Origin of the sequence: uncultured Thiohalocapsa sp. (assembly GCF_913063425.1) — a bacterium.
Taxonomy (GTDB): Bacteria; Pseudomonadota; Gammaproteobacteria; order Chromatiales; family Chromatiaceae; genus Thiohalocapsa.
Genome location: NZ_CAJXYK010000023.1, coordinates 60963 through 80133, shown reverse-complemented (window position 1 = coordinate 80133; position 19171 = coordinate 60963). Strand labels below are relative to the sequence as shown.

18 protein-coding genes are annotated in these 19171 nt (G+C 69.6%); 4 read left to right on the top strand and 14 right to left on the bottom strand.

What is annotated here, in order from left to right; genetic code table 11:
• Positions 1 to 168: 168 nt before the first annotated feature.
• Entirely contained in the window at positions 169 to 1368 is a 1200-nt protein-coding gene (locus QZ607_RS13950) for a glycerophosphodiester phosphodiesterase family protein (RefSeq protein ID WP_295883681.1), read from the bottom strand.
• Positions 1369 to 1603: 235 nt separating this feature from the next.
• On the bottom strand, positions 1604 to 2095 hold the full coding sequence (locus QZ607_RS13945) for a hypothetical protein (protein WP_295883679.1): 492 nt from the start codon (positions 2093 to 2095) through the stop codon (positions 1604 to 1606).
• Between the two features lie 243 nt (positions 2096 to 2338).
• Between QZ607_RS13945 and QZ607_RS13940 the strand changes: the two genes are divergently transcribed.
• A complete protein-coding gene (locus QZ607_RS13940) occupies positions 2339 to 3448 on the top strand; it encodes a toxic anion resistance protein (RefSeq protein WP_295883677.1) in 1110 nt (369 codons plus the stop codon).
• 119 nt (positions 3449 to 3567) lie between these two features.
• Here the strand turns inward: QZ607_RS13940 and QZ607_RS13935 are convergent, their stop codons facing one another.
• The 12 genes from QZ607_RS13935 to QZ607_RS13880 all read right to left on the bottom strand — a co-directional run bounded on the left by QZ607_RS13935 (position 3568) and on the right by QZ607_RS13880 (position 16331).
• A complete protein-coding gene (locus tag QZ607_RS13935; protein WP_295883676.1) occupies positions 3568 to 4140 on the bottom strand; it encodes a Uma2 family endonuclease in 573 nt (190 codons plus the stop codon).
• A 258-nt stretch (positions 4141 to 4398) separates the two neighbouring features.
• Positions 4399 to 5832: a dihydrolipoyl dehydrogenase gene (gene lpdA / locus QZ607_RS13930; protein WP_295883674.1), complete on the bottom strand. Its 1434-nt coding sequence runs from the start codon at positions 5830 to 5832 to the stop codon at positions 4399 to 4401.
• A gap of 103 nt (positions 5833 to 5935) precedes the next feature.
• The gene (locus tag QZ607_RS13925; RefSeq protein ID WP_295883672.1) at positions 5936 to 6373 is read right to left on the bottom strand and encodes a type II toxin-antitoxin system VapC family toxin; all 438 of its coding nucleotides are present in this window, start codon (positions 6371 to 6373) and stop codon (positions 5936 to 5938) included.
• Positions 6370 to 6723 carry a CopG family transcriptional regulator gene (locus tag QZ607_RS13920; RefSeq protein ID WP_295883670.1) on the bottom strand — a complete coding sequence of 118 codons (354 nt, stop codon included), beginning with the start codon at positions 6721 to 6723 and terminating at the stop codon, positions 6370 to 6372. Before QZ607_RS13920 ends, QZ607_RS13925 begins: the two co-directional genes overlap by 4 nt.
• Before the next feature lie 106 nt (positions 6724 to 6829).
• Positions 6830 to 7429, bottom strand: a complete 600-nt coding sequence (locus tag QZ607_RS13915) for a hypothetical protein (protein ID WP_295883668.1) — start codon at positions 7427 to 7429, stop codon at positions 6830 to 6832.
• 313 nt (positions 7430 to 7742) lie between these two features.
• Positions 7743 to 8231, bottom strand: a complete 489-nt coding sequence (locus tag QZ607_RS13910; protein ID WP_295883666.1) for a DUF29 domain-containing protein — start codon at positions 8229 to 8231, stop codon at positions 7743 to 7745.
• Positions 8232 to 8315: 84 nt separating this feature from the next.
• Positions 8316 to 10043, bottom strand: a complete 1728-nt coding sequence (aceF, locus tag QZ607_RS13905) for a dihydrolipoyllysine-residue acetyltransferase (RefSeq protein WP_295883664.1) — start codon at positions 10041 to 10043, stop codon at positions 8316 to 8318.
• 64 nt (positions 10044 to 10107) lie between these two features.
• A complete protein-coding gene (aceE, locus tag QZ607_RS13900) occupies positions 10108 to 12762 on the bottom strand; it encodes a pyruvate dehydrogenase (acetyl-transferring), homodimeric type (protein WP_295883662.1) in 2655 nt (884 codons plus the stop codon).
• Positions 12763 to 13202: 440 nt separating this feature from the next.
• Positions 13203 to 14027 (bottom strand): hypothetical protein, encoded by an 825-nt coding sequence (locus tag QZ607_RS13895; RefSeq protein ID WP_295883659.1) that lies wholly within the window; start codon positions 14025 to 14027, stop codon positions 13203 to 13205.
• A 443-nt stretch (positions 14028 to 14470) separates the two neighbouring features.
• On the bottom strand, positions 14471 to 15061 hold the full coding sequence (locus QZ607_RS13890; protein ID WP_295883658.1) for a CDP-alcohol phosphatidyltransferase family protein: 591 nt from the start codon (positions 15059 to 15061) through the stop codon (positions 14471 to 14473).
• Positions 15058 to 15810: an endonuclease/exonuclease/phosphatase family protein gene (locus QZ607_RS13885; RefSeq protein WP_295883656.1), complete on the bottom strand. Its 753-nt coding sequence runs from the start codon at positions 15808 to 15810 to the stop codon at positions 15058 to 15060. The genes QZ607_RS13890 and QZ607_RS13885 overlap by 4 nt, the downstream gene beginning before the upstream one ends.
• A 47-nt stretch (positions 15811 to 15857) precedes the next feature.
• Positions 15858 to 16331: a CDP-archaeol synthase gene (locus tag QZ607_RS13880; protein ID WP_295883654.1), complete on the bottom strand. Its 474-nt coding sequence runs from the start codon at positions 16329 to 16331 to the stop codon at positions 15858 to 15860.
• A 472-nt stretch (positions 16332 to 16803) separates the two neighbouring features.
• On the opposite strand from QZ607_RS13880, the gene crcB reads away from it, so the two are divergent.
• The 3 genes from crcB (at position 16804) to serS (ending at position 19117) form a co-directional block, all read left to right on the top strand.
• Positions 16804 to 17178, top strand: coding sequence for a fluoride efflux transporter CrcB (crcB, locus tag QZ607_RS13875; RefSeq protein ID WP_295883651.1), 375 nt, complete (start codon positions 16804 to 16806; stop codon positions 17176 to 17178).
• Complete coding sequence (locus QZ607_RS13870; RefSeq protein WP_295883648.1) at positions 17175 to 17582, top strand: DUF190 domain-containing protein; 408 nt, start codon at positions 17175 to 17177, stop codon at positions 17580 to 17582. Before crcB ends, QZ607_RS13870 begins: the two co-directional genes overlap by 4 nt.
• A gap of 233 nt (positions 17583 to 17815) precedes the next feature.
• Complete coding sequence (gene serS, locus QZ607_RS13865) at positions 17816 to 19117, top strand: serine--tRNA ligase (RefSeq protein WP_295883646.1); 1302 nt, start codon at positions 17816 to 17818, stop codon at positions 19115 to 19117.
• Positions 19118 to 19171: the final 54 nt, after the last annotated feature.

Below are 19171 nucleotides of genomic sequence, written 5' to 3'. Positions count from 1 at the left end.
ATCGGCGGCGATGCGGTCGGCAGAAGATGCGGCTGCCCGCCGCCAAGACCGAGTTAAACGCGTGTTTGTTTGCAAAGGGTGCAGTATAGCGGGTCGGGGCGGCACCCGCGCTGGGCTCGCGCAATGTCGGGCACGTCCGGGCGCGGTATTCGCGGCGGCAGGCGTTGCTTACGGTGCTGTGGCCTGGTGCGCCCGAACGGCCGCCCTGGCCGCCGCCGGGTCGTCGCTGAAGAGGCCGTCCACGCCCGCGGCCAGCAGTTGCGTCAGCTCGTCGCGGAAGGACTGGGGGGCACCCGCCGCGCTGAGCGCCAGAAACGGCTCTTCCGGGCGCAGCGTGTAGGGGTGCACCGCCAGACCCGCGGCATGGGCCATGCGCACCAGCGGGGTCTGCTCGCCGGTGAGCTGCTGGGTGATCTCGGCGCGACCGTCGTCATCGCCGTCCGCGGGGTCGGGGAGCTGCCGGCGCGGAAAGATCAGGAGCTTCCAGGGGCCGATGGCGTCTGCGTAGCCGGCGATGGCCGCCGCGCCCTCGGCGCTGGCGAGTGCGCCATAGCCGGCCTCCCAGCCGCCACCCCGGCGGATGACGCTCGCGAGCTGCATGCCGTAGATCGCGTCCAGGTCGTCGCCGTTGCGGGCGTGGTACACCAGGTCGAAGGGCCGGGAGAAGCCCCCGCCGCCGGCGTTGACGAAGCGGTTGGTGACATCGCCGATGAGCTGCACCAGCGGGATCGCCAGCCCGTGCTGGGGCAGGGTCTCGCGCTTCAGTGCCAGCAGCGACGCGGGCTCGAAGGACTGGATGTAGACCCGTGCGGGGTCGGTGAAGTCCAGCCGCCTGAGCTCCGCCACCAGCATGGCGCCCAGGTCCATGCCGATGGGACGGCCGTCCAGGTGGCGTCCGGTGTGCCGGAAATAGGTGGGGTGCTTGATCTCCGGATAGATGCCGACCCGGCGGCCCGTGTCCCGCTCGGCGTCGCGCACCAGCTGGATGATCTCTGCCAGGGTCGGGATGCCGAAGTGCCCGTCGAAGGCGCTGTTGGCGGGCCGGATGTCGGGGATGCGCTCGCGGGTGCGGAGGGCGGCAAGCTCTGCGAGGGTGAAATCCTCGGTGAACCAGTCGGTGACCGGCTCGCCGTCGATGGTCTTGGTGGTGCGCCGATCCGCGAAGTCCTTGCGCGCCGCCACGTCCGTGGTGTCGGAGAGGGCGTTTTCGTGGCGGGCGACAAGCACGCCGTCGCGGGTCGGCACCAGATCCGGCTCAATGAAGTCCGCCCCCTGCTCGATGGCGAGCTGGTAGGCGGCAAGGGTGTGCTCGGGGCGGTAGGCGCTGGCGCCGCGGTGGGCGATGACGATGGGTGGGCGGCTCGGCATGGCGGGCGGCTGTGCTTGGGCGCCGGGAAGGGGTTGATCGGCTGTCGGTGCGGGGCCGGCGGCGGTCGCCAGGGCCGAGGTCAGGGCCAGGATCAAGGCCAGGATCAGGGCCAAGATCGGGGCCGGGGTTGGGGCCGAGCTTGGCGCCGAGCTGGGGGCCGAGCTTGAGGCCGAGCTGGGGGCCGAGCTGGGGGCCGAGCTGGGGGCAAGGGCGCGCCGCTGCAGCACCTCAAGCTCACTGCGTGACGGCCTTGCGCGCCATGTCGCCGGCCTGCTCGACGAGGTGCCGGCCCTGCTTCAGCATGGCCTGCTTCACGGCCTCCGCCAGCGCCGGGCGGCTCAGTGTCTCGCCGGTAATGACCACCCGCTCCGGGGAGGTGGCATAGGCGTTGAGCGGATTCGCGAGCTGATCGGCGGTGTCCTCCACCGCATCGTGCGCATAGAAGCAGGTGGCGCGGCCGGGGCTCTCGCCGACCTGATAGGCGAGCCGGACTTCGGCGCCCTGATAGCCGCGGGTGCGCACGTCCGCGGGCTCGAACACCGGCTCTGCACCGGTGCGCACCGCCACGATGTCCTTGCAGAGCGTCACCCGCACGTCCTCGCCCGCACCGGAGCAGCCCAGGGCCAGCAGCGTCGCCAGCAAAATTGCGACGGTGATCGCGGGCCGCAGGCAGCGTCCAGCGCCTGTGCTGGGCTTGGCGGTGCGCAGACGGGATTGGGTGGACATGGTCGAGGTTGCTCCGGCGTCGTTGGACGGTGGCGCAGTATCGCACGCCGGCAAGAGCGACGGCGCCTGCGCGCTCCGGCGCGGCTGTCGGCGCCGGGGCCGCGCAGCCGCCTGCCCACGGGCGCGCCACACCGCGCCCGTGTGGGAGAATTCGCAGGGTATCGAACAGACCCACTGCGGAGAAAAGCCACCATGAGCGAGCCGTCTTCAGACCCTAAGGCGTCGCAAGCGACTCCGACCGCCGTGCATGAGACCGCGGCGTTGCCGGCCAACGAGATCGTCGCGCTGGATGCCGCGCCGCCGGCGGAGCAGCAGCAGATCAAGGGCCTGCTGGCGGAGCTGGACCTCACGGACGCAAGCTCCGTCATGCACTTCGGCGCCAAGGCCCAGCAGCAGCTCACCGAGGTGTCGGACCAGATGCTGGAGGGTGTGCGCAGCAAGGACACTGGCGCCGCCGGCGCCACGCTGAGCCAGATGGTGGGCACGCTGCGCGGCTTCGACGTGGAGGCCCTGGACCCGAACGCGAAGAAGGGCTTCTTCGCCCGCCTCTTCGGTGCCGGCAAGCCCATCATGAAGTTCCTTCAGGAGTACGAGGAGGTGCGCGATCACATCGAGCGCATCACCATCGATCTTGAGCGGCACAAGACCCGGCTGCTCACGGACGTCACCAGCCTGGACCGGCTCTACGATGCCAACCTGAATTACTTCCGCGAGCTGGAGCACTACATCGCCGCCGGCGACGCCAAGCTGAAGGAGCTGGACCAGGAGACCATCCCCAGGCTTGCCGCAGAGGTGGAGCAGGCCAACGACATGGTGCAGGCCCAGAACCTGCGCGACCTGCGCGGCGCCCGGGACGATCTGGAGCGCCGCGTGCACGACCTGCGCCTCACCCGCCAGGTGGCCATGCAGGCACTGCCCAGCATCCGCCTGGTGCAGGAGAACGACAAGGGGCTCATCAACAAGATCAACTCGACACTGGTGAACACCGTGCCCCTGTGGCGCCAGCAGCTGGCCCAGGCCATCACCATCTACCGCTCCGGGCGCGCCGCCGAGACCGTCCGGGCTGCGACGGACCTCACCAACGAGCTGCTGCGCGCCAACGCCGAGAACCTGAAGACCGCCAACGCCGAGGCGCGCAGGCAGATCGAGCGCGGCGTGTTCGACATCGAGACCGTCAAGCAGGCCAACCAGGCGCTCATCGAGACCATCGAGGAGAGCCTGGCCATCGCCGACGAGGGCAAGCGGGCCCGCGCCGCGGCCGCCGCGGAGCTGGTGCAGATGGAAACTGACCTGCGCAAATCGCTGGCGGCGGCGAGCGCGGCGACGGCGGGGGAGGGGCGAGCTGGGCGTTGATGCTCGACACTCGGGCGTCTGGGGTGGTCTTGCGCGCTGACGCCGCTGGCGTGGCGTCGAGCCGTGCCGGCGGCGGGCCGAGTGGAGCTCGGCGGCCCCAGGTCGGTGGTGCCCGCGACTCAGCCGAAGAGGCCGCGGAGGTCGAGCGCGCAGTCGGGGAGCGCCGCCGGCGCCACGCCGTTGAGATCGGTCGCCTCGACAGCCGTGCGATAGCCGTCCGCCGCAGGCTCGCGGTACAGGGTGAGCTTGCCGGCAGGGATGTCCACGAGCCAGGACTCGAGGATGCCGGCGGCGGCGTACAACGGCAGCTTCTTCTCGCGGTCGTAGCGGACTGAGGATTCTGCCACTTCCACCAGCAGCAGGATGTCGTCGGGGGCGGGGTAGGCAGTGCTGTAGAAGTCCTCGCGCGGGCGCAGCAGTGCGATGTCCGGCTGGGGCAGGGAGAAATCGCCGATCTTGACGGGATTCTGGATAGACAGAATTACCCGTTCGCCGAGTCGACGGCTGAACAGGTTGGCGACGCGGTTTACCGCACCGGAGTGGGGCAGTCCGATCGGCGGCATATCCACAATCTCCCCATCGATCAGCTCCACCCGGTCGTCCTCGGTGAGGATGCCGGTCTCACCCATGCGCAGGTATTCATCCACGCTGAAGCGGTAGCGGTGATAGAGGTCTTCGGCGGTGGTGGACATGCGAAGTCTCCATGCGTCGGGCATGCGCCGCCGGGCGCGGCAATCACCAACAGTCTAGCGTGCTGAAGCCGCGGGCGCGGCGTCGAGCCGCGTCGGCGGTGGGCCGAGTGAAACTCGGCGCCCCCAGGGGAGCGCCCGCTGGGCCGCGCGGCGCGCGAAGTGGTGCGGGACAGCGGGCTTCCTATAGGCTGATCCTCAGTCCTCAGTCCTCAGTCCTCAGTCCCCAGTCCTCAGTCCTCAGTCCTCAGTCCTCAGTCCTCAGGCCCTCTTTTTGGGCGGCAGCAGGTCCGTAATGGACCCGTGCGCCATCTCGGCGGCGAGCCCGATGGTCTCGTTCAGCGTCGGATGCGGGTGGATGCTCATGCCGATGTCTTCCATGTCCGCGCCCATTTCCAGTGCCAGCACGGTCTCGCCGATGAGCTCGCCGGCGTTGGGGCCGACGATGCCGGCGCCGACGATGCGCTTGGTCTCCGGGTCGAACAGGAGCTTGGTGAGGCCCTCGTCGCGGTGGATGCCGAGCGCCCGGCCGCTGGCGGCCCAGGGGAAGACGCCTTTCTCCACCTCGATGCCCTGGGCCTTGGCCTCGTGCTCGGTGAGGCCCATCCAGGCCACTTCCGGGTCCGTGTAGGCCACGGACGGGATGGTGAGCGGGTCGAACAGCGCCGGCTCGCCGGCGATGACCTCCGCCGCCACCTTGGCCTCGTGCGTTGCCTTGTGCGCGAGCATGGGGCCGCCGACGACGTCGCCGATGGCGAAGATGTTCGGCACATTGGTGCGCATGTGCTGGTCGGTCTTGATGAAGCCGTGCTCGTCCACCCTGACGCCGGCGGCCTCGGCGTTGATGAGCTTGCCGTTGGGGCGCCGGCCGATGGCCACCAGCACCTTGTCGTAGGTGTCCTCGCCCGGCGACTTGCCCTCGAATTCCACCTTGATGCCCTCCCCGGTGGCTTCCATGCGCGAGACCTTGGTCTCGAGGAAGATCTTGTTGTAGCGCTTCTTGATGACCTTCTGGAAGGCGCGGACCAGATCCAGGTCGGCGCCGGGCATCAGCTGGTCCTTGAGCTCCACCACGTCGATCCTGCTGCCGAGGGCCGCGTAGACGCTCGCCATTTCCAGGCCGATGATGCCGCCGCCGACCACGAGCATCCGCTCGGGAATGCCGTCGATCTCAAGCGCATCGGTGGAGTCCATGACCCGCGGGTCGTCGTGCGGGAAGCCCGGAATGCGGATGGGCGCGGAGCCCGCGGCGATGATGCAGTTGTCGAAGGTCACCGTCACCTTGCCCTCCCGGCTGTCCACGCCGATGCGGTTCGGCCCCTCGAAGCGCCCGGTGCCCGTGACCACCTCCACGCCACGCTGCTTGGCCATGCCGGACAGGCCCGTGGTGAGCTTCTTGACTACCTTGTCCTTGCCCGCGCGCATCCTGTCCAGGTCGATCTCGGGCGGCGCGAAGGTCACGCCCATGGCGCCCATGCCCTTGGTCTCTTCGATGATGGCGGCCGTGTGCAGCAGCGCCTTGGACGGGATGCAGCCGACGTTCAGGCACACGCCGCCCAGGGTCGGAAAGCGCTCGATGAGCACCACCCGCAGGCCCAGGTCTGCGGCGCGGAAGGCCGCCGTGTAGCCGCCGGGGCCGGCGCCGAGCACGGCGACCTGGGCGGTGAGCTCTTTGACGGAGGGGGAGTCGGTCATGGACTTGCCTCTGGCGTGCGGGGGTTGTCTGGTGCTTGTCTGCCGTCGTCGAGTCAGCAGGATGGCGGCAGGCAGCTTTCACATAAGAAGAGGTCTAATCGGCTCAGGAGTTGTTGGCGATTGGATTGCGCCAGCGAAGGCCGGGGAACCGCGCGAAATCGCGGTCAGTGGAGTGCAGCTCGGCCTGGTGCTCGATGGCGAGGGCCGCCAGATGCGCATCCGTGATCAGGTCTGCACCGGCAGAGCCGGCTCTGAGCAGGTCGGCGAGCACATCGAGGTGCCCCGGCCCGGGCAGGATGATGCGCGCATTCGGGCGGGCGAGCCAGGCTTTGCAGTGCTGGACCGCCTCAGCGGCGGGCATGGGGACCTCAACCACGCGACGGTTCGACATCAGCCGCACGAAGCCCAGCAAGACCACCCATGGGAGCCCCACGGGTCGCGTCGCCGACAGGCTGGCCTCCCACCAACGCTTGGCGCCCGCATGGCCGGGAGCGTCTTCGTTGTAGGCATAAATCAGCAGGTTGAGGTCCGGGATGATCATCCGCGGCCGCTCCCGCCATCGCTCCCGGCTGCGTCGACGCCCCCAATGGTGTCGCCGTCCGAGTCCCCGTTGGTAAGCCCGGCGGCGACTCGATGGTCTGTGCCGATGAATCGCTCGGTTTCGAGCTCGTCGGCGAGCTGGTTTAGCTTCATGGGGTCAATGCCCGGTCGAAAGCCGCGCGGTGCGGAGATCACCCGAAAGGGCTCGGCGGCCGCGCGCGGCTGCTCGCCGGCGCTGAGTCCGCGCCGCAGCGTTTCGTTGACCAGTACCTTGAAGCTGATGCCGCGCTGATGTGCCAGGTCCTTCAGCGCCTGGATGAGATCGTCGTCGATGGTGAGCGTCGTGCGCATGACGGGCATCCTAGTGCTCACTCAAGCAAGCATCAAGATGCCGCGCCCCCGGCAATGTTTGCCGGGGCGCACGCACGCGCTCGCGGATCGCGGCGCCCGCGGGCGACTAAACCCGAACCCCGCAGCTCCCGAGCTGCCGGCGCACGATGGGGTCCGTGCGGTTCTTCGACGTCGCCGCCTTCATGAACACCACCACCCGGTCGATGTCCCGGATGACGCCGAGGAGCGTCTGCGGGTCCGGCCAGCGGTCTTTCAACGACTCGAAGGCCATGTCCATCAGTGCCTCGTCGGCGCGGGAGATGCCGACGGCATAGGCGGTCGCGCAGGCGAGGCCCGGATGGCGGTGGTGGATGCGCCCGGCGAAGCGCCGCCAGGACGCCACCCAGCCGTCCCATTCGGGCTCAGACAGGCTCGCCTTGCTGCTGCGCAGGAAAAGAACGGTCTTCACCAGCTCGTCCTGCCAGTGCCATTCGGGCAGCCCCGCCTTCGCCCGCAGCCGGTCGATGACCTTGCCGTGGTACACCCGGCAGTGCCCGCACTGGTAGTAGAGCGCCAGCGCATAGGCGATGTACTCCCGCTCCAGCTCGCCGAGCGTGAAGGGGTCTGACTCCCCGGGGGAGCCCGAGAAGGTGTGTGCATGCAGCTCGTTCAGCACATCATTGAACGGCTGCCCCTGGATGGACTCGCGTACGGCTCGCCCGGTCATTTTTCGCACCTCGTACAGCGCCGGTGGAAATTCAGTATCAGGCGATATTCTGGAGCTTCGCCGACGCCTGGGCTATGTCCCGGGTCAGGTAAGGCCACAGTGGCCGGGAGCGTCGACCCGGCAGCGCGCGGGAGCGCCGACATCCCGTCGACCGCGTCCGCGCCGGGCTCGGCGCCCTGCGCGGGCGCTTGGGGCAGCGCACACCCCCGGCATGATCGGTTAGACCCAGGCTTCTGCCCGCACGCCGCCTGCGCGGCATCGAGCCGCGCGGGCAGCGAGCCGGCTGAAAGCCGGTGCTCCCGGAAGGGCCGTTTCAGCCGCCCGACTGACTCGACTCGGCCTGCGGGAAGAAATCGGGATCCAGGATCTGCGGTTGCGTGTACGGGCAGGCCGCGGGAAAGGTCTCCGCGGACAGCTGCGACTCCCGCGCCGCGAGCTCCAGGGCTTGGGGGTACGCCTTGGCGACGGCTGTCGGTAGATGACGCTTCAGACCCGGGTGATCTTCGAGCAGGTAGCGGAGGGCAAGCCGGTGTTCGATCAGGGTGTTGCGCCAACTTTTGCCCTCGAATTCGGCCCAGCGCGCCGAGAGCCGCCGGTACTGGAACTGCCATTTCAGGAGATGGGCGAGGAGGATGCGCAGCCGGTTCACCAGCTCCTGGCGTTGACTCTTGCCCATGTCGCCCAGCTCCTCCACCAAGTGCTCGACGTCGAGCTCCGAGAAGCGCCCCTGACGGAGCAGCTCAGCGGTCTTCTCGGCCCAGGCCGAATAATCCCGGTCATAGAGATCGCTCAGTGCGCTCATTTGGACGCCTCCGCGGATTTGCGGCCGGAAGATTGATGCATGACACCTCCCTCGCTGACCCAAAGTGCAGGAGGGGGCAGCCCCCTACAACAACAACCGCCGAATATCCCCAAGCAGGCTCGCCAGCAGCGTGGTGAAGCGCACGCCGTCGGCACCGTCGACGACGCGGTGGTCGTAGGACAGCGACAGCGGCAGCATCAGCCGCGGCGCGAACTCGGCCCCGTTCCAGACGGGCTTCATCTCGGAGCGTGAGACGCCGAGGATGGCCACCTCCGGGGCGTTGATGATGGGCGTGAAGGCGGTGCCGCCGATGCCGCCGAGGCTGGAGATGGTGAAGGTGCCGCCCTGCATGTCGCCGGGCAGCAGCTTGCCGTCACGGGCCTTGCCGCTCAGGTCCATGAGCTCGCGGGCGATGTCGAGCAGACCCTTCTTGTCCACGTCCCGCAGCACCGGCACCACCAGGCCGTTCGGCGTGTCCACGGCGACGCCGATGTGGGTGTAGTGCTTCATCACCAGGCGCTCGCCGTCGGCGCTGAGCGATGCCTTGACGATGGGCATCTGCGACAGCGCGCCGGCGACGGCCTTGAGTAGGAAGGGCATGAAGGTGAGCTTGACGCCGGCCTGCTCCGCCGCCGCCTTCTGCTCCTTGCGGAAGGTCTCCAGCTCCGTGATGTCCGCTTCGTCGAACTGGGTGACATGGGGGACCGACAGCCAGGCCCGGTGCAGGTGCGGACCGCTGATCTTCTTGATCCGCGGCAACGGCTGGGTCTCCACCGGGCCGAACTTGCCGAAGTCCACCTCCGGCGCCGTCGGCAGCTGGAAGGGCAGGGCGCCTGCGGGAGTCGGCGGTGCGCCGGCGGACAACGCCTGTTTGACGAAGGCCTGGACGTCCTCCTTCAGGATGCGGTTCTTGCGCCCGCTGCCCTTCACGCGCGTCAGGTCCACGCCGAGCTCGCGGGCGAAGCGGCGCACTGCGGGGCTTGCGTGGGGCGTGCGGCCGGGGGCGTAAGCCTGCATGTCCGACGGGCGCGGCAGCACCGGGGCCTTGCGGCGCTCGGACTCGCCGGGCAGCGGGCCGGCGGCGGGCGGGGCTGCCGATGCCTCCGGCTTCGGCGCTGCCGCCGGTGCCTGGGCGACTTCGGCCTCCTCGGCGGAGCTGTCCGGCTCACTGTCGCCCGGCACCCGCTCGGCGCTGCCCTGGAGCGTCAGCAGCAGGTCGCCCTGGTTGATCTGGTCGCCCACCTTGACGCTCACGGACGCCACTTCGCCCGCGGCGGGCGAGGGGATCTCCATGGTGGCCTTGTCGGACTCCAGGGTCAGGATGGACTGGTCCACGGCCACCTGGTCGCCTGGGGCCACCAGCACCTCGATGACGGGGATGTCGGTGAAGTCGCCGATATCCGGCAGGTGCACGGGGATGGATTCGGCGGCAGCCGGCGCCGGCGCTGGCGCGGCTGCGGCGGGGCCTGCGGGCGGCGGGGCGTCCGGCTGCGGGGATTGCGCCTGCGGCGCCGCGGGCTCCGCCGGTGTCTCCGCCTGGGCCGGCGCTGCCGGGGCAGGGGCCGCGCCGCTGCCGGTCTCCACCGTCATCAGCAGGGCATCCTTGCTCACCTTGTCCCCGACACTGACCTTGACCTCCTTGACGGTGCCGCCGACGGGCGCCGGGATCTCCATGGTCGCCTTGTCGCTTTCCAGCGTCAGGATCGACTGCTCGGGCTCGACGGTATCGCCCGGCGCCACCAGCACCTCGATGACCTCCACCTCGGCAAAGTCGCCGATGTCCGGCAGCAGGACGTTCTCTAGGCTTGCCACGGTGTTCTCTCCTGGATGCGGTTCGTGCTCTGGCGAGTCGCGTTGATCGCAAACAACACCGTGGTCATACGGTCACCGGGTTCGGCTTCTCGGGGTCGATGCGGTACTTCTCGATGGCCTCGCGCACGCGCCCGGGGGTGATCTCGCCCTCGTCCGCCAGGGCCTTGAGCGCGGCGACGGCGATGTACCAGCGGTTCACCTCGAAGAACTTGCGCAGCTGGCTGCGCATGTCGCTGCGCCCATAGCCGTCTGTGCCCAAGGTGAAATACCGGCGCGGCAGGTAGGGCCGGATCTGGTCCGCATAGGTGCGCATGTAGTCGGTGGCGGCGACGATGGGGCCTTCGGTCTCGCCCAGCTGCTCGGCCACATAGGGCAGCCGCGGCGACTCGTCCGGGTGGAGCATGTTCCAGCGCTCGGCGTCGATACCGTCGCGGCGCAGCTCGTTGAAGCTGGTGGCGGACCAGACGTCGGCGGCGACGTCGAAGTCCCGCTGCAGCAGCTCCGCGGCGGCGATGACCTCGCGCAGGATGGTGCCGCTGCCCAAAAGCTGCACCCGGTGCTTGCCGTTCGCCGCCTGGCTGAAGCGGTACAGCCCGCGGCGGATGCCGTCCGCGGCACCCTCCGGCATGGCCGGCATCGGGTAGTTCTCGTTCATGACGGTGATGTAGTAGAAGCAGTTCTCCCGCTCCTGGTACATCCGCCGCATGCCGTCCTGCACGATGACGGCCAGCTCGTAGGCGAAGGCCGGGTCGTAGCTGACGCAGTTGGGAATGGTGGAGGCGACGATCTGGCTGTGGCCGTCCTGGTGCTGGAGGCCCTCGCCCGCGAGCGTGGTGCGCCCGGCGGTGCCGCCGAGCAGAAAGCCCCGTGCCTGCATGTCGCCGGCGGCCCAGATGAGATCCCCCACGCGCTGAAAGCCGAACATGGAGTAGTAGATGTAGAAGGGGATCATCGCCTGGCCATGGTTGGCGTAGGCCGTGGCGGCGGCGATCCAGGACGACATGGCGCCGGCCTCGTTGATGCCCTCCTGCAGGACCTGGCCGTTCTTCTCCTCGCGGTAGTACATCACCTGGTCGGAGTCCACCGGCTCGTACAGCTGGCCCACGTGGGAGTAGATGCCGAGCTGGCGGAACATGCCCTCCATGCCGAAGGTGCGCGCCTCGTCCGGCACGATGGGCACCACGAATCTGCCGATGGATTTGTCGCGGATGATCATGGTGAGCAGGCGCACCATGGCCATGGTGGTGGACATCTCCCGCTCGCCGCTCGCCTCCAGCAGCTGCCTGAAGGCGTCGAGATCCGGGATGGGCAGCGGTTGGAAGTCCGCCTTGCGCGCCGGCAGCGGCCCGCCCAGGGCCTCGCGGCGCGCGTGCAGGTACTGCATCTCCGGGCTGTCCGCCGGTGGCTTGTAGAAGGGTGCGGCGCCGATCTGGTCGTCCGAGATCGGGATGTTGAAGCGGTCGCGGAAGGCCTTGAGTGCCGCCTCGCCCATCTTCTTCTGCGAGTGGGTGATGTTCATGCCCTCGCCGGCGATGCCCATGCCGTAGCCCTTGACCGTTTTGGCCAGGATCACCGTCGGCTGGCCCTGGTGACGCATGGCGGCGGCGTAGGCGGCGAAGACCTTGGCCGGGTCGTGGCCACCGCGGTTCAGGCGCCAGATGTCCTCGTCGGTCATGTTGGCGACCATCTCGGCGAGCTCCGGGTATTTACCGAAGAAGTGCTCGCGGGTGTATGCGCCGCCCTTGGCCTTGTAGGCCTGGTAGTCGCCGTCCACGCACTCTTCCATGCGCTTGAGCAGCAGGCCCTTGTTGTCGCGGGCCAGCAGGGGGTCCCAGTAGCTGCCCCAGATGACCTTGATGACGTTCCAGCCGGCGCCGCGGAACACGGCCTCCAGCTCCTGGATGATCTTGCCGTTGCCGCGCACGGGGCCGTCCAGGCGCTGCAGGTTGCAGTTGACCACGAACACCAGGTTATCCAGCCGCTCCCGCGCCGCGAGCGAGATGGCGCCCAGGGACTCGGGCTCGTCCATCTCGCCGTCGCCGAGGAAGGCCCAGACCTTGCGGCCCTCGGTGTTCACCACGCCGCGGTCGGCGAGATAGCGCATGAAGCGCGCCTGGTAGATGGCCATGATGGGGCCTAAGCCCATGGACACCGTCGGGAACTGCCAGAAGCCCGGCATCAGCCAGGGATGTGGATAGGAGGACAGCCCAGGCCCGTCCACCTCCTGGCGGAAGCCGTACAGCTCCTCTTCGCTGAGCCGGCCCTCAAGGTAGGCGCGGGCATAGATACCGGGCGCGGAGTGGCCCTGGATGAACACCAGGTCGCCGCCGAAGTCTTTGTTCGCGGCGCGGAAGAAGTGGTTCAGCCCGACATCGTAGAGCGTGGCGCTGGATGCGAAAGACGAGATGTGCCCGCCGAGCTCTGTCGACAGCCGGTTCGCCTGCACCACCATGGCCATGGCGTTCCAGCGAATGAAGGACCTGATCCGCCGCTCCATGGCGCGGTCCCCGGGGAAGCGCTCCTGCTTCTGCACCGGGATGGTGTTGAGGTAGGCCGTGTTGGCGCTGAAGGGCAGGTAGGCCCCGGAGCGGCGCGCCTTGTCGATGAGGCGCTCCAGCAGGTAGTGGGCGCGCTCGGTGCCCTCGTGCTCCAGCACGGCCTCGAGGGCGTCGAGCCATTCCTGGGTCTCTTGGGGGTCGATGTCGGGCTTGTTGGCCATGGACCTTCCTGTGCGGTGGGAAGCGGTGCTGGCGCGGGCTCGGCGCAGATGCTCCGGCGCCGTGCGGTCCGCTGCGGCGGCCGGCGCCGTTGCACCTGAGGGAGCGCTTGCGCCAAGCGCGCACGCTAACCCAGGGCTGGAATATTGGCAAATACTGATCATTGGCGGGGCGAATGATCGCCCGGCGCCGGACGGCCCGCCGCAGCGGCTGCCCGCCCGCATTGTGCCGAAAGCGGCGGGCGCCGGACACAAAAAACCCCCGGCCAGCGGCAGCCGACCGGGGGTTTCGGGTGCGTGCTTTGTGGCACGCCCCGCAGCGGCGGGGCGGCTTGGTGCACGCTTGCTGCACCCATCGCACAGGTGGGCGCACAGGTGGGCGCGCGCGGCGGCGGGCTCCGGGCCGCGGGCGCCTGTAGCGGGTCCGAGCCCGCAGGCGGTACTCAGCTGGCCGGCGCCTCAGCAGGCGTGTCGGCAGCCGGCTGCTCGGCGGGCGCGCGCTCGGCGCCGGCCGGCATGGGCACCGGCGCGAAGCCCGCGGGCCGCGGTGCGCTGCGATAGGCCGCCGCGGCCGCCCGGCGCTGCTCGGCGAGGGCCTCCATGGCGGCGCGGCGCTCGGCGGCGCGCTGCTGCATCTGCGCGCGGTAGGCCGCAAGCTCGGCCTGGCGGGTCTCACGCTCCGCCGTGGCGGCCTCAGCCGACGGGGCGGCGGCGCTCGGGGCGGGCATCGGCGGCAGCTCCGGCAGCTCGACGCTCGGCAGCTCAGGCGCCGCCGGCATCTCCGGCATGCCCAGGTGCTCAGGCATGCGCGGCATCTGCGGCATGGCCGGCGGCTGCGGGCGCTCACCGAAGGCAGGCAGCTCCGGCATGGCGGGCGGCTCGGGGCGCTCGAAGCCCGCGATCTCCGGCAGCTCGGGGCGCTCGCCGAAGGCCGGCAGCTCGGGCATGGTGGGCGGCTCGGGGCGCTCGAAGGCCGGCATCTCGGGCGGCTGCGGGCGCGCACCGAAGGTCGCGGGCGGCGCGAACCGCTCGAAGTAGGCCCGCTGCCGCTCCATCATGGCCTCAAGAGCCTTGCCCTGCCGCTCCGCGAGCGCGCGCTGGCGCTCGGCCATCGCCTCGAACTGTTCTGGTGTCATCGGTGCGTGCAGGGGCGCGGCGGGGCCATGGGCGCCGTAGGGGGCATAGCCGGGGGCCATCCACTGGGCGGCGGCGGTGGCGGTGGCCGCGGCGAAGGCGACGGCGGAGATGGAGAGGGCAAGCGTCTTCATGGTTCACACCTTAAGCGTCTCGCAGCCGCAGCGCCCCGGCGCGGTGAGTGCGCCATCGTGCCGCGGGCTGTCTGGGGTTTTCCGGGTCGGCAAGGGTCGATCTGATCTATCGCTGGTCCGCGTGACACCGACAGGCGTCATGCGATGCGGACAGGCGGCATTATATAAGCAAATGCTGAAATAGCAATTGAATCAGTGCGACGGCTCTCATCGGCCGATAGGGATTGGCTATGCAGGGGGCCGAGGCTGAGGGCTGAGGGCTGAGGGCTGAGGGCTGAGGGCTGAGGGCTGAGGGCTGAGGGCTGAGGATGCACTGGTGCTCCAATGCAGTCGTGTCGAGGCCGCACCGGGTACGCCGACTTCAGTCGGCAGCCTGGGGCAGGCGAACTTCAGTCCGCGACTGGCAAGCGATCGCGAGGCATCGGATTTTTCCCAGCGCTGGACTAGTCGTGCGCGTCGTCCTGATGACGGCGCGTGCGCAGTACCTCCAGCAGGCTGCTGACGTTGGAGCGCTCCTCGGCGAGCAGCAGCGTGATGACGACCTCCTCCAGTGCCGCCAGCACCGCGAGCACGGCGGCGATGCGAAACGGCCAGGCGGCCAGGTCCAGCAGCAGCAGGAACAGCCCCGCCGCCGTCGCCGCCACGGCCAGCTTCACCAGCCGGGTGTGATAGCTGGTGAAGCGGCGGAAGCGCACCAGGCCCACCAGCGCGGGGACGACGAAGCTCGCCACCACGGCACCGAAGGCCAGGCCCTCCCGGCGCACCAGCTCCGGCCAGAGCAGGAGCATGGACACGGCCACGGCGGCATAGACCGCCACATCGGCCCAGGAATCCAGCATGGCCCCGAAGCGGCTGGCCTGTCCCGTCAGACGGGCCAGGGTGCCGTCGATGGCGTCCGTGAAGAAGGCGACGGCGAGCAGCCACAGGAAGGCCTCACGGTGCCCCTGGAGCGCCAGCAGCAGCAGCACCGGCGCCGCCACCAGCCGGGAGGCGCTGAGCAGGTTCGGCAGCCGCCAGCGGTGCAGGTCTCTCACAGCCGGAACCAGGCCTGCAGGGGCGTGTGGTCGGACAATCGGTGCCAGGGGGCCAGCCCCAGGCGCTCCGCCCGCAGCGGCGTGACGCCGCGGCTGTAGATGCGGTCCATGGGCAGTACCGGCGCCACTGCGGGCCAGGTGCGGGCGTGGCGGCCATGCAGTCGGCGAAAGACCTCGCTGAGGCCGAGCTCGGCGTTGAAGTCGCGCTCGGCGCGCCCCGACCAATCATTGAAGTCGCCGGCGACGATCAGCGGCTCGTCGTGGGGCACATGCGCCTCGATGCGTGCGCACAGACGCTGGATCTGCGGCCGCCGCTCGGCGCCGAAGAAGCCGAAGTGCACGCAGACCACATGCAGGCGCTCGTGCGCACCCGGCACCTGGATCACGCCGTGCAGCAGGCTGCGGCTGGCGGCGAAGGGATAGGGCGAGACACCGATGTTCTCCCAGACCCGGAACGGATAGCGGCTCAGGATGGCGTTGCCGTGGTGGCCCTGGTCGTAGATGGCATTGCGGCCATAGGCGTGGTGTGGCCAGACGGTGTCGGCGAGGAACTCGAACTGCGGATACTCCGGCCACTCGTGCAGGCGCCGGGCATGGGCGGCGTGCTCGCCCAGCGCCTCCTGCAGGAACACCAGGTCCGCGCCCGTGCCCGCCAGGGCGTCACGCATGCGGTGCAGCACGAACTGCCGCCCGCTCATGCTGAAGCCCTTGTGGATGTTGTAGGTCAGGATGCTGAATGCGCGGGTCATGGGTATCGTCGGCCCCGTCCGGGGGCTGCGCCGGCTGTGCGGGCCATCTACCAGGGCCGGCGCCGGAGACGCAGGCGATAGAGCAGCCGCGAGGCAAGGCTGTGCACCAGGGTGAACAGCATAACCAACAGCAGCACGTCCATGCCGGTGAGATTCAGCGGGGCCATAAGCGCCAGCGCAGGCAGCAGCGCCTCGGGCAGCGTGTCCAGCAGGCGGGCGCGACTGCCGGGGCTGAGTCCCAGGCGGCGCTTGGCGAAGCTGCTCAGCAGGTCGCCGGCCATGGCCAGGCCGCCGGCGGCGAGGCCGAGCAGCGGCGGAAGCCCGAGCAGCGGTGCCAGGGCCATGCCGGCGACGAGCGCGACGCCGATGCCGCGCCAGGTCTTGGTGGCGCCGAAGAGCCGCCGGCCGTCCGCCAGCCGCAGGCCCAGATCCACGGGCGCCGCCCAGCGGTTACGGCAGAGCTGCCGCAGCAGCAGCGGTGCGCCGTTGGCGGCGAGAATCAGCAGCAGCAGCGGCCACACGGCGCCGGATGGCGCCGTGAGGCGCTGGGCTTGGGTTGTGAGGTCGGTTCGGGGCGCAACTGGGGGTTCTGCGGTCGGCGGCTGTGCCGGGCTGTCGGGGATGCCCTGTGGTTTTTCGGGTGACGGCATCAAGCTTCATTGGGCGGCCCGCGACAATCCCGGACAGCCTGATCCGCGCATGGGTCTGCGCCCCAGCACAGCTGCGCCGAAGGGACGCCAGCGCGTCCTGCGCACTGCGAAGCCCGCCTCCGCGTCGGAATGGGCGTCGGAATCAGCGTCGGAATCGGTATCGGTGTCGGTATCGGGATCGGAATCGATCCCGATTGTTCGCCACACTTCGGCGCCGCTGTTCTGGGAACCGATGCAACGCGGCAGCCGGGTGCAGGCCGAGCCGCCTGGGTCCTGTCGGCTTGTTGTGCTCCCGCCCGGCTGGCTTACAATCCGCCCCTGATCCAACACCGGGGGTGCACCCTTGCTGCAGGTCCTGGCCATCGCGGGCGGTGGCGCGCTCGGTGCGCTGGCGCGGTTCTTCGTCTCCACCGGCGTGTACCGCCTGCTGGGGCGGGACTTCCCCTGGGGCACGCTGAGCGTCAATGTGCTCGGGTCCTTCGCCATGGGGCTGTTGTTCGTGCTGCTGCTGGAGCGCAGTCTGCTCGCGGCGGAGCTGCGGGCGGCGATTCTCATCGGCTTTCTCGGCTCCTTCACCACCTTCTCCACCTTCTCGCTGGAGACCTTGACGCTGGTGGAGCAGGGGGAGATGCTGCGGGCCCTGCTCAACATTGCCGCGAGCGTGCTGGTCTGCATCGCCGCCTGCTGGGCCGGCATCCTCGCCGCGAGGGCCCTATGACCGAGCCGCAATCCGACACCGCCGCCGACGCCGCTGCAGACGACGAGGCGCCGTACGCCGCCACCCCGTCTTCCGCCAAGCCGTTTTCGGCCACCATGGTACGGGTGTATCTCAGCGAGTCGGATCACGAGCTGAAGCCGCTGCTCAAGTGCCTGCACGATGAGCTTCGGGTGTGCGGTGCCACGGTGACGCGCGGCGTGGCCGGCTTCGGCGCCTCCGGGGTGGTGCACGGCACCGGCCTGGTGGACCTGTCGTCGGACCTGCCGCTGGTGCTGGAGTTCTTTGACCGCCCCGAGCGTGCACGCGCCGCCATCGAGCGCATCAAGGACTTCGTCGAGCCGGGGCACGTGGTGTCCTGGGGGGTCGAGGTCGAGGGCAACCATCGCCGGCGCCGGCGCTCATGATGCGCGGGCCGCGCCGTGGCCTGGATGGCATCAGATCCGCTGCCCCCGGCAGACTTTGGTGCCAAGCGTCGCGTCGCGCTGAGGCCGGCCCCGAGCAATCGACACGGCGCGGCGCGCTGACAACGGGCCACTGACAGGCGCCCTCGCCGGGGCGGTGGCACAGACGCCGGCACCCTGAGCCGAGCGGCGGTCGCCGCGGCGTGGCGAGCCGACACACACAACGAGACCGAACCATGCTGGACCCGAAACTGCTGCGCTCCGACCTGGAGCACGTCGCCGCTCAGCTCGCCCGCCGCGGTATGACCGTTGACACCGCACGCATCCAGGCGCTGGAGGCCCGCCGCAAGGACGTGCAGACCGAGGTACAGGAGCTCCAGAGCCTGCGCAACACCCGCTCCAAGGCCATCGGCAAGGCCAAGGCGGCGGGGGAGGACATCGAGCCGCTCAAGGCGGAGGTGGCCGGACTCGGCGACCGGCTGAAGGCGCTGGACGCGGAGCTCGGCGAGCTGCAGGCCGAGCTGCGGGACATGGCCCTCGGCCTGCCCAACATCCCGGACCCGAGCGTACCCGACGGCGCCGATGAGGACGCCAACCGCGAGGAGCGCCGCTGGGGCGAGCCGCCGGCGCTCGACTTCACGCCCAAAGATCACGTGGACCTCGGCGTGCCCGCCGGCTGGATGGACTTCGACGCCGCCGCCAAGCTCACCTCGGCCCGTTTCGTGGTGCTGAGCGGGCCGCTCGCCAGGCTGCACCGGGCGCTGATCCAGCTCATGCTGGATGTCCACACCACCGAGCACGGGTACACGGAGACCTATGTGCCCTATCTGGTCAATGCCGACAGCCTGACCGGCACGGGGCAGCTGCCCAAGTTCGCTGCCGACCTGTTCCGCATCCCCGCCGCGACCGCCGAAGAGGACGCCGGGGGCCGGGATTTCTACCTCATCCCCACCGCCGAGGTGCCGGTGACCAATCTGGTGCGGGACGTCATCGTCGACGCCAAGGACATGCCCCGGAAATGGGTGGCCCACACGCCCTGCTTCCGCAGCGAGGCGGGCTCCTACGGCAAGGACACCCGCGGCATGATCCGCCAGCACCAGTTCGAGAAGGTGGAGCTGGTGCAGGCGGTGCGCCCGGGTGAATCTTTTCAGGCACTGGAGGCCCTCACCGGCCACGCCGAGACCATCCTCCAGCGCCTGGGGCTGCCCTACCGGGTGGTGACCCTCTGCACGGGCGATCTCGGCTTCTCCGCCGTCAAGACCTACGACCTGGAGGTCTGGCTGCCGGGGCAGCAGCGCTACCGGGAGATCTCCTCCTGCTCAAACTTCGGCGACTTTCAGGCGCGGCGGCTTCAGGCCCGCTGGCGCAACCCCGAGACCAACAAGCCCGAGCTGGTGCACACGCTGAACGGCTCGGGCCTCGCCGTAGGCCGTACCCTGGTGGCGGTGCTGGAGAATTATCAATACGCCGACGGCAGCATCCGCGTGCCGGAAGCGCTGGTGCCCTACATGGGCGGGCTGGAGGTGCTGCAGCCCTGACGCCCGTGGGAGCGGCATTCCTGCCGCGACGCCGTTGTGGCAGCGGCATCCTTG